The sequence below is a fragment of the Dokdonia sp. PRO95 genome, from assembly GCF_000355805.1.
In the GTDB taxonomy this organism is placed as follows: Bacteria; Bacteroidota; Bacteroidia; order Flavobacteriales; family Flavobacteriaceae; genus Dokdonia.
On the sequence record NZ_CM001837.1, the window covers coordinates 3027047 to 3041725 of the forward strand.

Annotated in this window: 16 protein-coding genes; 3 read left to right on the forward strand and 13 right to left on the reverse strand. The window is 36.9% G+C overall.

From position 1 onward, the window contains the following. Positions 1-96: 96 nt before the first annotated feature. Together D017_RS13580 and D017_RS13585 are read left to right on the forward strand one after the other, a co-directional pair. Positions 97-1026, forward strand: coding sequence for a hypothetical protein (locus D017_RS13580; RefSeq protein WP_035337224.1), 930 nt, complete (start codon positions 97-99; stop codon positions 1024-1026). 116 nt (positions 1027-1142) lie between these two features. Then, entirely contained in the window at positions 1143-1916 is a 774-nt protein-coding gene (locus tag D017_RS13585; RefSeq protein WP_035337225.1) for a CDP-alcohol phosphatidyltransferase family protein, read from the forward strand. Between the two features lie 73 nt (positions 1917-1989). On the opposite strand, the gene D017_RS13590 is transcribed toward D017_RS13585, so the two are convergent. The 11 genes from D017_RS13590 to pyrR all read right to left on the reverse strand — a co-directional run bounded on the left by D017_RS13590 (position 1990) and on the right by pyrR (position 10862). Then, positions 1990-2655, reverse strand: a complete 666-nt coding sequence (locus tag D017_RS13590) for a porin family protein (protein WP_035337228.1) — start codon at positions 2653-2655, stop codon at positions 1990-1992. Positions 2656-2811: 156 nt separating this feature from the next. Further along, positions 2812-3420 carry a porin family protein gene (locus tag D017_RS13595; protein ID WP_035337230.1) on the reverse strand — a complete coding sequence of 203 codons (609 nt, stop codon included), beginning with the start codon at positions 3418-3420 and terminating at the stop codon, positions 2812-2814. A 61-nt stretch (positions 3421-3481) separates the two neighbouring features. After that, a complete protein-coding gene (locus D017_RS13600) occupies positions 3482-4375 on the reverse strand; it encodes a rod shape-determining protein (protein ID WP_035337232.1) in 894 nt (297 codons plus the stop codon). Then, positions 4375-6441 (reverse strand): polyphosphate kinase 1, encoded by a 2067-nt coding sequence (gene ppk1, locus D017_RS13605; protein ID WP_035337234.1) that lies wholly within the window; start codon positions 6439-6441, stop codon positions 4375-4377. The genes D017_RS13600 and ppk1 overlap by 1 nt, the downstream gene beginning before the upstream one ends. Positions 6442-6443: 2 nt before the next feature. Beyond that, positions 6444-6926 (reverse strand): histidine phosphatase family protein, encoded by a 483-nt coding sequence (locus tag D017_RS13610; protein WP_035337236.1) that lies wholly within the window; start codon positions 6924-6926, stop codon positions 6444-6446. A gap of 1 nt (position 6927) precedes the next feature. Then, a complete protein-coding gene (gene pdxH, locus D017_RS13615) occupies positions 6928-7572 on the reverse strand; it encodes a pyridoxamine 5'-phosphate oxidase (RefSeq protein ID WP_035337237.1) in 645 nt (214 codons plus the stop codon). A 131-nt stretch (positions 7573-7703) separates the two neighbouring features. Further along, positions 7704-8117, reverse strand: coding sequence for a hypothetical protein (locus tag D017_RS13620; protein WP_225969308.1), 414 nt, complete (start codon positions 8115-8117; stop codon positions 7704-7706). A 9-nt stretch (positions 8118-8126) separates the two neighbouring features. Further along, entirely contained in the window at positions 8127-9044 is a 918-nt protein-coding gene (locus tag D017_RS13625; RefSeq protein WP_035337242.1) for a ribonuclease Z, read from the reverse strand. Between the two features lie 8 nt (positions 9045-9052). Beyond that, positions 9053-9388 (reverse strand): hypothetical protein, encoded by a 336-nt coding sequence (locus D017_RS13630; RefSeq protein ID WP_035337244.1) that lies wholly within the window; start codon positions 9386-9388, stop codon positions 9053-9055. After that, positions 9388-10317: an aspartate carbamoyltransferase catalytic subunit gene (locus D017_RS13635; RefSeq protein ID WP_035337245.1), complete on the reverse strand. Its 930-nt coding sequence runs from the start codon at positions 10315-10317 to the stop codon at positions 9388-9390. The genes D017_RS13630 and D017_RS13635 overlap by 1 nt, the downstream gene beginning before the upstream one ends. A gap of 5 nt (positions 10318-10322) precedes the next feature. Further along, entirely contained in the window at positions 10323-10862 is a 540-nt protein-coding gene (gene pyrR, locus D017_RS13640) for a bifunctional pyr operon transcriptional regulator/uracil phosphoribosyltransferase PyrR (protein WP_035337246.1), read from the reverse strand. Positions 10863-10987: 125 nt separating this feature from the next. Here pyrR and D017_RS13645 point away from each other — a divergent pair, with 125 nt between their 5' ends. Further along, positions 10988-12682, forward strand: coding sequence for an alpha-glucosidase (locus D017_RS13645; RefSeq protein WP_035337247.1), 1695 nt, complete (start codon positions 10988-10990; stop codon positions 12680-12682). On the opposite strand, the gene D017_RS13650 is transcribed toward D017_RS13645, so the two are convergent. Next, positions 12679-13296, reverse strand: coding sequence for a LysE family translocator (locus D017_RS13650; RefSeq protein WP_035337249.1), 618 nt, complete (start codon positions 13294-13296; stop codon positions 12679-12681). The genes D017_RS13645 and D017_RS13650 overlap by 4 nt on opposite strands. 262 nt (positions 13297-13558) lie before the next feature. Continuing rightward, positions 13559-14593: a quinone-dependent dihydroorotate dehydrogenase gene (locus D017_RS13655; protein ID WP_035337250.1), complete on the reverse strand. Its 1035-nt coding sequence runs from the start codon at positions 14591-14593 to the stop codon at positions 13559-13561. Positions 14594-14679 lie beyond the last annotated feature (86 nt).

Sequence of the window (14679 nt, forward strand, 5' to 3'; positions counted from 1 at the left end):
TATTATTAATCAAAAGATTAGATAAAATTGCGTAATTTTGTCAAAGTGGTTGCACCCTTTATCCCGGCGTTTATAAGCGTTTGCGGAGGCATTACTATGATGATAAGCTTAGAGTTATTTTTTACAAATGACCATCTACCTGAACTCAAAAACATACTTCTATTGCTCTTATTTTTGAGTTCTATTCTTGTTGTCGTTCTTCTTGGCTTTATACTTTCAAAAACAGCTCGTCTTAAATTTTCTGGAGACTCATTATTTCAAGAAATACAAAAATTGACTCAGCAAGTTCATTACTTTAGGGATATTGCAGATATTCTTATAAGATCATCAGTATGGACACCAGGGCTTAAAGAATACATTGACGAGGAATTCTCAAGTCTCAATTATTTTTTAGTTAAAGAGTTCTACAAAGGTAGATCTAAACTAGCTTTGGAATATATTGAAGAAAAAGATCGCTACGGAGAAACAGAAATACTTTACCTAGAAACCAAATCACTACTGCTCAATGACCCTAGTAAGAGTAGTGTAAAAGGATATATGAATCCTAAAGAATATGATGTTCGTATGCTTAAAAAGTGGACGGAACACAAAGTAGGAATGGGATGGAATCATTATTTTGGTTTTAAGTACAATCAGTTTAAGGAAGAACTAGATATCCATCGCGTCTATGAACGCCACCAAGAGAGAATTTTAAAGTATGCAGTACAACTAGATCCTCTAAGATACAGAGACATGGGTTTTAGTGAAGAACTTCTTTCAAAACTTGGTATGCACCTGTCTGAAGAGGTATTACCTCAATTATTAAGTCTTACTTCACAATCTGTACGTAAGGTTCCTAAAGTTATAACAGTGGCATACATACTCATTGTTTTGCTCGTCATATTTGGAGTAATACTGCCCACTATCACCCTTCTTTTTGGATTACATGTTTTATTTGGATTTCTATCTATAACTGTTGTAGTAAGTATAATTTTCTTTCTTATGCTTTCTATATACCCTTTTGTAAAACGCGAGATTAATGGTTGATTTACGCTTTCGCGAAAGCAAAATAAACCCTCTTATACCCTATCTTTGTACTCAATATAAATTGCTGTTTTAAATGCACCTTCTAGGTTTTTAAAAATGCTATTACCTAGAAGTTTATGTCAAAATTACCTGAAGCCCACAAATTTGTTGACCTTTCTGATTATGGTCGAAGCATTGCTCGTCAAATCGCCCTTACCCTTAAAGACACCTCTGCAACTCCGGTTCAAGTAACATACTCCTTTGTAGTAAGCGGTATAATGGCAATTGCCTGCATAGTTGAAGGGTATTACTTTCTAGCTGCTTTTTTCTTAGTCTTAAAATCAATTCTTGATGCGGCAGATGGAGAACTCGCAAGAATAAAAAATACTCCATCCTATACGGGAAGATACCTAGATTCTATATCTGATATACTTTTAAACGCTGCAATCCTCTACACGATTGGTTTTATAACTAATGCCAGTTTATACTGGACAGTGCTTGCGTTTTTATGCATCCAGCTGCAAGGAACATTATATAATTACTATTACGTGATATTACGTAGCAAGCTCAATGGCGACACTACTAGTCGTATTATTGAAATAGGTATTCCTAAGGCTTTACCAGGCGAACAGCAGAGTACGGTTACCTTTCTATATAAAACGTACAGGATTTTGTACGGAGCATTTGACGCTATTATTTATAAGGTGGACCCTAATGCCGAGGAGGGTTCTATTACACCAAACTGGCTTATGACCATAGTGTCTACTTTTGGCTTAGGTTTTCAATTATTACTAATTGCACTATTTCTTATTGTAGGCCTCCCTGAGTATATAATTCCATTTTTTATAGGATACACTATCATGATACCTGTTTTAATCATAACAAGGATAGCAGTAAGAACAGAAAAGTAATAGCTATTTCTATAAACTAAAAAAGCCCAGCTATGAGAATTAGCTGGGCTTTATATTTATGTGTAAGGTAAGTTTATAAACGGTACCCTATGCTTAATGTTATGTATTGATTAGTACCCGACCCATTCACTAGGAAGTTATCACCATTCACAAGACTATTATTATTTGCTTGTGGCTCGCCATCTTCTGGTGTATATGGTAAACGTACTGCTGCATCGTCTTCAAAAACCTCTAAGAAGCCTTTAGTAAATCTCGCCTCTATAAAGACACTCTCATTAAAGTGATATCCTAAACCTCCAAAAGCAGAAAAGTCAAACGACTTATAGTTTTCTGATTGCTCGTAAAATGAAATCTTAAGTCCTGCTTGTGGTCCCGCAATAAGAAAAACTCTATTAAGGTTAAGACGTAATCCTAAAGGGATTTGTAAGAAATCATAACGAACACCCTCGTACTTATTTCCTTGAGATGAAAATGCAAACTCTGGCTGAAAGCTCAATTTATTATTTACTGGAATCTCTGCAAGAAATGCAACTGCAAATCCGTAGCGGCTGTCATCTATAGAACTAAAAGGCGCAATAGCTGGATCACCATTTAAACCATTATTCTCAATAGTGTACTCGAGGTTACTTATTTCACTCACACTTAAGCCCGCTTTAAATCCAAAGCGTACGCCCTGAGCAAAAAGCTGTGTGCTACATAAAAATGCAAAAAAGATGATAGATAGTACTATTTTTTTCATAATTAAAAGATATTCGTCATTAGTAAATAGAGATAACGTTGGGAATCTCAGGGTATAAAGATAAATTGTATAAATCAGTTATCTACACTAAAATATTAAAACCAAGCAAATAAACTATAAAAAACAAATTATACCCGATAACGAACACATTTTTCATTAAAGTCTATAACCTATCCCTAGTTGAATCACTGCATTTTTACCTTCTAATTCTGAAAACCTAGTCTCTCCAGCATTATTAAAAGTAAAATTGTTATTATCTTGAAAGACATCTGTTAGACCATAAGTATATCTAGCCTCTATAAAAATATTAGAATCAAAAATATACCCTATCCCACCAAATGCAGATGCTTCAAAGTTTGAAAAAACACCTGATTTATTAGGGTCCCATACTTTTACCCCTACTTGTGGACCAGCATTTATATACAAATTACTTAGATTGAGCTTAAGGCCTAAAGGAAGGTTTAAATAATCTAAGCGAAAACTCTCCAAATTTTTTCCTTGTTGAGAAAAGATAAATTCTGGCATAAAACTTAACTTCTCAGAGAGAGGAATATCTACCAGAAAACCTACAAAATAACCTGTGCGTTTTCCGTCAAGTTGGTTTTCAATTCTCTCTGCAGCAGAGCTACCATCATTGTCAAAAGACAATCCAGTAACATCTGCAAAGTTTACTCCTGCTTTAAATCCAGAAGTAACCTGAGCGTTAATAAAAGAAAAAGATAATAGAGATAGTCCCGTTAATAATAAAAATAATGATTTTTTCATGATCTAATGTTTTGTATATCTATAGTTTACACAAAAATATACATTAAACTCCAAACCATTATCATGATTTATTAGAATGGTATAAGCTTTTTATAATCCCATCTGCCAGCCCAATTTTCGGAACAATAATCTGCTTTGCTTTAGATGATTTCATTGCTTGTAAATAAATACGCAATGCTGGTATAATCACATCTGCACGATCAGGGTTAAGAGAAAGCTTTACAATACGCTCCTCGTAAGTCATCGTTTTAAGTTCTTTATATAATTGCGTAAGAAATAAGTATGATAGCGTTTTTCCAGGCTTTTTTGCACTTAACTTAAATACCTTATTTATGTTCCCACCAGATCCTATAAGATCTATATGATCATAATTTTCACATTTTAAAGCAATCCATTTTTCTAAAATTTCCCAATCTTCAACAGAAACTAGATCATTTAATAAACGCACAGTTCCAATCTTGAAGGATCGAGAGGCAATCACATTGCCCATGTGATAAATTGTTATTTCAGTACTACCCCCTCCTACATCTACATAGATATAGGTCCGGTCTTCTTTAATAAAACTATTAAGATCTGTGGCCGCTATAATCTTTGCCTCTTCCTCACCATCTATAACATCAACAGTGATATTTGTTTTTTTCTTTAACGCTTTCGCGAAAGCTAAACCATTACGAGCATCTCTCATGGCACTAGTAGCACAAGCTCTATACTTCAGCACTTGGTGAGCATTCATAAGTAATCTAAAAGCTTTCATGGCATCTTCCATGCGCTCTTGATTCTTAACAGAGATCTCGCCATTTACAAACACATCCTCCCCAAGCCTTATAGGTACACGGACTAAAGCATTTTTCTTAAATAATGTAGGGCCATCTTCTTGTTCAATAATATTTGCGATAAGGAGACGCACAGCATTAGAGCCTATATCTATTGCGGCATATTTTTTTATGGTAAGCACTATACTTTAGAGAGTTTATTTACGTAATAATCATAAGTAGCAAATTGTGATCTTATTACTGGCTTATCATCTGTTTTATATCTGTTATCCATCTCTTTATTGAGTACACGGGCTTTTACATTGTCACTCCATGCAATGTCATGAGTCTCTATTATTTCCTTCTTAACATCCTCATCATAAATAGGTACAGTTACCTCTACCCTATTATCAAGATTACGGCTCATCCAGTCTGAGGAAGAAATAAATACTTTTTCCCATCCTGGTTCTCCAAAAATATAGACCCTAGTATGCTCTAAAAATTTATCGATAACACTAATAATCTTAATATTCTCACTCATCCCTGGAACTCCAGGAATAAGGCAGCATACCCCGCGTACAATCATCTCTATCTTTACACCAGCATTACTTGCCTCATAAAGCTTATCTATGATTTCATAATTAGATATACTATTAAGTTTTAATCGTATTAAACCAGTCCCACCGTTTTTTACAACTTCTATTTGTTCTTCAATAAGCCTATACATCTTATTTCTAGAATAGTGTGGTGCCACTACAAGATGCTTATATTTATTTACGATATAATTAGTATCAAAGAAATTAAAGAGTTTATTTAAATCCTTTAATATTTCCTTATTTGCGGTAAAGAGTGTGTAGTCTGTATAAATACGTGCTGTAGCGTGGTTGAAATTTCCAGTACTTATAAAACCATATCTTACAATCTTTCCCTCTTCTTCTCTATCAATAACACAAACTTTACTGTGCACTTTTAGACCAGGTACACCAAAAATGAGGCGTACACCTTCATTCTGCATTTTCTTGGCATATCGCATATTTGATTCCTCGTCAAAACGCGCTCTAAGTTCTATTTGTACCGTTACCTCTTTGCCATTTTGTGCGGCGTTTATAAGAGCACTTGCAATACTTGATAATTTTGCCAATCTATAGATTGTAATCTTTATAGATCTCACTTTTGGATCTAGTGCTGCTTCTCTCAAAAACTTGATGGTATAAGAGAAGCTCTGGTAAGGGGTATATTGTAAAAAATCTTTTTTGGCTACAACCGAAAACAGACTATCCTCAAGACTTATACCTGGTATAGGCAAAGGTTTTACACTTGGATAATACAGCTCTTGCCTATTAAATGTAGGGAAATTCATATAATCCTTTCGGTTGTGGTAACGACCTCCAGGTATGATACTATCCTTACGTTTTATACCTAATTTATTAAGTAGAAACTGTAGCGTTTCCTTTTCTATAGTTTTATCAAATACAAATCGTACAGGTTCTCCATCTTCACGTCCTTTAACGCTTCGTGTGAGTTTTTCTAAGAAACTTTTACCCAGATCAGATTCTATATCGAGTTCTGCATCACGTGTTATTTTAATCATATGAGCAGTGATACTGTCATAATCAAAAATGCTAAAAATCGTATCAAGATTATACCTTATGATATCATCAAGCATCATGATGTAATCCTTACCATCAACTTGAGGCAATACTACAAAGCGATCTATTGTGCTAGGTATTTCTAAAAGTGCATATAGTGGCTTTTTTGTATCAGATAGCACCATCTTAACCATTAGATAAGCATCTAAATCTTGAATACGTGGTAACTCCACATCTTCTCTCAAAATTATGGTCTCTACCGCAAGGGAAACTTGATCTGTAAAGAAGTCCTTTATAAAGGCCTTATGCTCTGGAAGTGTAATTTGATTCTCCTTGAGCATGTAAATATTTTGCTCTTCGAGCTTATTGTAAATATCTGCAAGTATTTTAAGACTTTCTGTTTGCTGTTCTATAACTACCTCTGTGATCTTTACTAGTAGCTCTTCGGCAGAATATACTCCTAAGGCTTTTCTTCCGGTTTTTCCAGCATCTACAATCCTACGCACAGTAGCATATCGCACTCTAAAAAACTCATCAAGGTTATTTGAAAAAATACCTAAAAAACGAAATCGCTCAATGAGTGGCACATTTTCATCTGCTGCTTCTTGTAACACCCTTGCGTTAAATTGCAACCAACTCAACTCACGGTTTATATATCTATTTTCGTCTGTTTGCGTCATTATTATAATTCTTTAGGAGCTTTGTAATAAATCGTCTTTCCTTGTTTAAGGTCTTTCCAGCTATTAATATCAAAAGTTATTGCAGTAAACGCTGCTGTAGAAACATTATCTATAGTTTTACTTCCGTACGTATTAACCACATTAGTCATTGCATTATTATGCCCAAAAACCATCAAGCAATCTACCTCATCACTCACATTACGTATCACCTCAACAAGGTCTGCACCTGCAAAATCATACATTTTATAATCAAGTACTAAGTGCTTATCATCTATCCCGTAAGCTTGTGCAAAAAATAAAGCGGTGGTTTTTGCTCTTAACGCATCACTACTCATCATAAGATCTGGCTTAGGCATTGCTGCCGCAATATGGGCTGCCATAGCAGGTGCATCATTTAAACCTTTTTCATTAAGCGGTCGCTCATGATCTATAACATCAAATTTCCAACTTGATTTTGCGTGTCTTACGAGGTAGAGTGTTTTCATATTATGAGGCTAGTCTTTCTTTAATCCACTTACCGTTATCAAGTCTGTAGCGTATTCTATCATGTAAACGGCTTGGTCTTCCTTGCCAAAACTCGATAGATACGGGCTTTACAATATAACCACCCCAGTGTGCTGGACGTGGTATGTCCTTGTTTTCATAAGCGGCTTTGAGTTCTTTCATCTTATCCTCAAGCACTTCTCTACCAGCGATCACACTACTTTGATCAGAAACCCAAGCGCCTAGCTTACTGTCTTTGGGACGTGCATTAAAATAAGCATCACTTCGCTCTGCAGTTACCTTTTCTATACCACCTTTGATAATCACTTGACGTTCTAGATTAGGCCAGAAAAAAGAAATCCCTACCTTGTTGTGGTGAGCAATACTCTCCCCTTTTTCGCTTGTATAGTTAGTGTAAAAAACAAAACCATCTTCGTCTAGTTCTTTGAGAAGAACAATTCTAGATTTTGGAAAATTATCTATACCTAAGGTGGCAACAGTCATTGCATTAGGCTCGGCAACGCCTCCGGCTTCTTCCACCTCCTTAAACCAGGCTTTAAACTGATCCATAGGGTTTGCCGCAGAGTTTTCAAGTAATAACTCGCCTTTCTCGTATGATTTTCTGTAGTCGTGTAAGTCTCTGTTCATTGCAGTAAATGTACGAAGACCAAAATGAAGATAAAAGTTAGAATTAATCCATAATTCGTAAAAATAGATTAAATTTTTACCTCAAAAACGTCGAAATATAATTGAGTACGCTTTCGCGAAAGCGCAACTCATTACTTCTTCATAAATCTCTTTTTAATTAGCAATTTACGCACCTTATCATTGTGTTTTCTAATACGCGTAAACTCTTCATAATCCATATCCTCATCATCTACCCCTGATGCGGCAAATTGCCCTTCAAAGTTCTCTAGCATCTCCACACGATCTGTGTAGATGTTGTAGCGGCGATGCTCTGTAAACCCTTCTGCTTGTAAAAAATACTCACATATGTATTGATCTTCAAGCATAAATATCTTGAAAGTAATACTGATATTTCCTTTTACAGAAGTAGATCCATAAATAGTATGGATTTTTTTGAGCTGTGTATCAGGACTTACTAAAAATAGGTTACGAGGTATTAAAATGTCAAAATGCTCTTGCAATTTTGCTAGTACTGGCTTTGCTATTTTTTTAATTTCTTCTTCCATCATAACTCTTTAAAATGTGAATTCTTTACCATCGTCTCCCAATAAGACATTTTCAAAATAGGGCCTAGCTTCTTCTTTAAATAGATTTAGATCTCCATATCTTATAGAATAATGACCTAATACTAAGCTCTTCACCTCTGCTTTTGCAGCAATTTGCGCAGCTTGTGCTGCTGTACTATGCCCTGTAGGCTTACATAAATGTGAATGACTTTCTAAAAAAGTTGCCTCATGATATAACACGGTGGCTCCTTTAATTTGTGTAGCAACAGATTCTTTATACGCTGTATCACTACAATATGCATAGCTTTTAGGAGTATCTGGGTCAAAGGTAAGCTTATCATTAGGTATAAGCGTCCCATCGTCTAAAGTAATGTCTCCCCCTTGCTTAATTTTTGAATAATAGGCCTTATCTATCTCTAGGTTGAGACACGCATTTATATCAAGCTTACGTTCACCAGGTTTTTCTTGAAAGTAAAAACCGTTTGTATAAATACGATGTTTAAGCGGTATCGTAGTAACCGTCACCTGCTCATCCTCATATATAATCGTAGGTTCTTTACTTGTAATCTCTACAAATCGCAATGGATAACTCGTAAACCCTTGTGTTATTTTTAATTGTAAAAGTATAATCTCTTTAAGCCCCTTAGGCCCATATATCGTAAGAGGAGCAGTTCTTTTGAGCAGACTAAAGGTCGTAATGACACCCATAAGCCCAAAAAAATGATCCCCATGCAAATGGGATATAAATATGTGCTTTATGCGAGAAAATTTAATCTTATTGCGGCGTAGTGCAACCTGCGTACCTTCACCACAATCTATAAGGAATAGGTGATTACGTATGTCTAACACCTGGGATGTGGGATTTTTAAAGGAGCTAGGAGCTGCCGCATAGCAACCTAAAATGGTAAGATGTAGATTGCTAGGCATAAAAAGTTTTAAAATCCGAGATCGCGTTCAATCTCTTCCATTTCTATAATATCTCCAGCCTCCTCAATTGTAGGAACTACAATCATCTCATCTGGAACTACATCATAATTGATCCCTGTATTTACAAAGATAAATGACTTCTTATCTGCACGCTGGTAGTTAGATAGCTTTAAGAATTGCACAAGATCCTCAAGTGTAAGATTCTCATACTTAAGCAAGTCAATTACTAGATTCTTTTGGTCGTAATGCGTAGGCACTACGTTTTCTAGGTGCACTGCAAATTCACGCACATCTGTACGATCATCTGCTAGTATAGTATAGGTAGGTTTTTCTGTAACCGTCATTATTTTTTAATTTTTGAAGCTAGAAGATACATTACCGCCATTCTCACCGCAACGCCATTTTGCACTTGATCTAAGATGATTGCATGTTCTGAGTCTGCTACGTCACTCGTAATCTCCACACCTCGATTTATAGGTCCTGGGTGCATGATTACAATTTGCTTATCTAGAGAATCTAGTAACTTTTTATTCACTCCGTATTGCTGGGTGTATTCTCTTGTGCTAGGGAAGTAACTAATATCCATTCGCTCATTTTGTACGCGCAGCATATTTGCCACATCGCACCACTCGAGCGCTTTGCGCAAGTCTAGCTCTACTTCTACTCCTAGTGATTCTATATATTTAGGTAAAAGTGTTTTTGGACCACATACTTTTACGTTTGCTCCTTGTAACTTAAGCGCATATATATTTGATAGCGCAACACGGCTGTGAAGAATATCACCTACAATCACCACGTTTTTTCCAGCAACATCACCTAGACGTTCTCTTATAGAATAACTATCTAGTAATGCCTGAGTAGGGTGCTCATGTGCCCCATCTCCAGCATTTACAATACTTGCATTAATGTGTTTGGATAAAAATACACCTGCACCAGGATTAGGGTGCCTCATTACTACCATATCTACCTTCATAGATAAGATATTATTTACCGTATCGATAAGTGTTTCTCCTTTCTTTACAGATGATGCTGCTGCAGAGAAGTTGATTACATCTGCACTTAAACGTTTTTCTGCGAGCTCAAAAGAAAGCTTGGTTCGCGTGCTATTTTCAAAAAAGAGGTTTGCAATAGTAATATCACGTAGTGATGGCACTTTTTTAATAGGGCGATTAATCACTTCTTTAAAGTGATCTGCCGTTTTAAAAATAAGATCAATATCTGCCTCGTTTATATATTTGATTCCTAACAGATGATTGACACTCAACTCGCTCATAATACTTAGCTTTTTACTAGATATACGGTATCTTCTCCATCATTCTCCTCCCAGCATACCTTCACTTGTTCATCATTTATAGCATCTACCTGACGTCCTTTATAATCTGGTTGTATAGGTAAGTGACGAGAAAAACGTCTATCTATAAGACATAATAACTCCACCTCTTCTGGTCTACCAAAGCTCTGCACAGCAGTAAGAGCAGCGTTTATGCTACGTCCGGTATATAAGACGTCGTCTATAAAGACTACCTTCTTATCCTCTACTACAAAGTCTATTTTGGTTTTATTTGCTTCTAGTGTTTTCTCGCTACGGCGAAAATCATCACGATAAAACGTAATATCTAGGTAACCCAGTTTTATAGCCTCAATGCCATAATCTGTAGTGAGCAACTTCTTGATACGTTCGGCTAGATAAACGCCACGTGGTTGTATCCCAATGAGAACGGTATTATTAAAATCAGTATGATTTTCAATGAGTTGACAAGCCAGACGATTGAGAATAATATTAATCTCTGTCGCAGTAAGAAGTACTTTTTGGCTCATAGAATTTTCCGAAATCTGTTCGGGGGTCAAAGTTACATAATTCTAAGGATTGATGGTAGTGTTTGTTACGCTTTCGCGAAAGCGTATCTATTACTAACTTCGTTATAACCTAAACGCTGAAAAAGATGCTACAAACTCAAACATGGTGGAAAGAAGGAATTGTATACCAAATCTACCCTAGATCTTATCGTGACACCACTGGTAACGGCATAGGTGACTTGCGTGGAATCATAGAAAAACTAGATTACATTGCTAGTCTAGGAGTAGACATTATCTGGCTCAACCCTATTTATGATTCGCCTAATGATGATAACGGTTATGACATACGTGATTACCGCAAGATTATGGCAGAGTTTGGCACTATGGATGATTTTGACGAGTTGCTTTCTGGAATGAAATCTAGAGGACTCCGACTAGTGATGGATCTCGTGGTTAATCATTGTAGTGACGAGCATGAGTGGTTTAAACAAAGTAGGACTTCTCGCGATAACCCTTACCGAGACTACTTCCACTGGTGGCCAGCCGAAAAAGGAACACCTCCAAAAAGATGGAGTTACTTTGACGTAGAAGAAAATGCATGGCAATACGACAAGCAAACGGATGCTTATTACTTACATTATTTTGCTGTAAAGCAGCCCGACCTCAAATGGGAGAACCCAAAAGTAAGAGCCGAAATATATGACATGATGCACTTCTGGTTTAAAAAAGGTGTTGATGGTTTCCGTATGGATGTGATTCCTTTTATAAGTAAAGACATCAACTACCCCGAAATTGACGCAAAAGAACCTCATGAATACATTGCGTATTACGCAAATGGCCCAAAAGTGCATGAATACCTCAACGAACTCAATACGGAGGTAATCTCAAAATACGATGCGTTTACAGTAGGTGAAGGCCCAGGGATAAGCATTGATGATGCGTTGGACTTTGTTCATGAAGAACGCAAGGAAATGGATATGTTCTTTCACTTTGACCTGATGAGTTTAGACCGTGCTCCTGGAGAGGTTTTTAAAATGCGTGATGGCGGCTACTCATTACCAGAATTTAAAAAAGTATTTAGTGATTGGGATGCTGCATTTGCAAAAGCTGGCTGGGGATCTTTATTTCTAGCAAACCATGATTTCCCGAGAACTGTGAGCCGCTGGGGTAATGACACCCAAGAACACTGGAGAAACAGTGCTACCCTACTTCAAACATTTCTATTAACCATGCGCGGTACTCCTTACTTTTATCAAGGTGATGAGATCGGGATGACTAACGTACGCTTTACAGACATAGAAGATTATCGCGATATTAATACCATTAACAGATATGAGACCGTAAAAAACAGAGGTGGAGATCTTGACGCTTTTATGGACAGTGAGCAACATGCTGCTAGAGAAAATGCACGCACGCCCATGCAATGGGATCACACAAAAAACGCTGGCTTTACAAGTGGCACTCCGTGGATAAAGCTCAATGAAGACTACAAAATAGGTGTCAACACAAAAGACCAACTTAATAAAAAGGATTCAGTACTCTCCTACTTCAAACAGATTGTTGCTGTCCGTAAAAAGTACCCAGCGCTCGTGTATGGAGCTTATGAGTGTATCAAGCCAGAAGATGAGCAAGTATATTGCTATACGAGAACGCTTGAGAGTGAACGTTTCTTAGTGCTATTAAACTTCTCTGAAGATACAGCACAGTTCTCGTTACCGCTTTCTGTAAGCTATAACAGGAAGATCAAAGTGATTTCTAATGATAAAATAATAGATGATAAGACCTTTAAAGAATTTACACTCCGCCCATGGCAAGCGATTGTGTATCGTTTAGAAAACTAGCCGTCTATAAAAATGTAAACAGCAATCCCTATAAAAACAATAATTTGCAGCCACTTTAAGACAATACCCGCGTTCTTATTGGTGCGAAGTACATGAGAGATTTTTCCTGCTACGAGTGCGATACTCCCGAAGATGACAAAGGATTCAAGCATAAACAGTAATCCTAACACATAAAATTGATACACCGTATTACCATCTGGCTCCCATAGAAATCCAGGAAAAAATGCTAAGAAGAATATCGTCACCTTAGGGTTAAGGATATTCATGATCACACCTTGTTTAAAAAGCGCCGTGTACGACTTTTTTGGAGCACCATCTGCGAGATTAATTGACGCATCGCTACGGTATACTTTGAAGGCTAGATAAAGCAAGTACATTGCTCCTACTGTTTTAATTGCAAAAAACAAAAAAGGCGAAGCAGCAATCACTGCCGATAGTCCAAAAGCAACAAGTGTAGTATGTACAATACATCCAGATATTAACCCCGCAGTGGTTGCAAGTCCAGATTTACTGCCATTTGCAACACTCTGCGTGAGTACATAGATATTATCTGGCCCTGGCGAAAACGCAAGCAAAGCAGTTGCTGCCAGAAAAGCGATGAGAGATTCTATCAAAGGAATACTAATTAGTTAGTCCATGCAAAATAAGAAAAAACAAGACACAAGCAGCCCTACCACTGTCGTTCCTTCCACATCGAGTAAAAGCCTAGCAATAATAAAAGACCTGCCGTAGCAAGCTTTGCCCATTGCGGGATAAAGGTTGCAATATCCGGTTTCATGGAAAAAAGCATGACGGCAATGGATGCAAAAATAAGTTTATGAGAATTCCTCATGATAAAAATTGATTAGCGTGTAGTTACTAGACGATGGTAACTTACTATCCTTTCGCTAAGATGGCGTTATTTATCTCTTTAATCAATCCTGGACCTTCGTATACAAACCCTGTATAGAGCTGTACAAGTGATGCTCCTGCTTCAAGTTTATCTAGAGCGTCTTGCGCAGAGTGAATTCCTCCTACGCCTATGATTGGGAATGAGTTATTACTCTTATCTGATAGGTATTTAATCACACGTGTAGAACGATCTGTAACTGGCTTACCGCTTAATCCGCCATTACCTATTTCTGCAAGGCGAGCGTCCGTGGTTATTAAACCTTCTCTATTTACAGAAGTATTACTTGCGATCACACCATCTAGACCTGTTTCTTTTACAAGGTCTACAATCTCATCTAGTTGCTGGTCATTGAGGTCTGGAGCAATTTTAAGAACAATTGGTCGTTGTACTTCATACTTCTTATTTGCTTGCTGCACTGCTCCTATAAGTTCCTCTAGATAGTCTTTATCATTCAATTTTGCATGACTAGACACATTAGGGCAACTTACATTAAGCACAAAATAATCTACTACAGGATGTAATTCGTGAAAACAAGTTAGATAGTCTGCTGTATAATCTTCTGGCTTGGTATCGGTGTTCTTACCGATGTTTCCACCGATAATAATGTTGTTGTTTTTACGAGATTTTAATCGAGTTACCGCTTCGGCTACTCCTCCATTATTGAAGCCCATTCTGTTTATGAGACCTTGATCCTCTTTTAATCGAAACAGACGCTGCTTTGGGTTTCCTGCTTGTGCCTTTGGAGTAACGGTACCTATCTCAATGAAACCAAATCCTAAGTCCCCAAGTTCATTAAAAAGCTTTGCATCTTTATCAAAACCTGCCGCTAGTCCTACGGGGTTTTTAAAAGTAAGGCCCAGCACTTTGCGCTCTAGTCGCTTGTCTTCCACCTTACCCATACGATTAAGAAGTCCTGAGAGTCCTAATTTATGTAATCGCTTTATCCATCTAAAGGTAAAATAATGCACTTTTTCTGGATCAAAGGAAAAGAGAATTGGGCGTATGAGGAGTTTGTACATTTCGGTGGTTTCTGTGGTGCAAAAATAGTCCAAAAAGAGGTATTTTTGAAGCAGAACTGAATGATGATTTTTACGCTTTCGCGAAA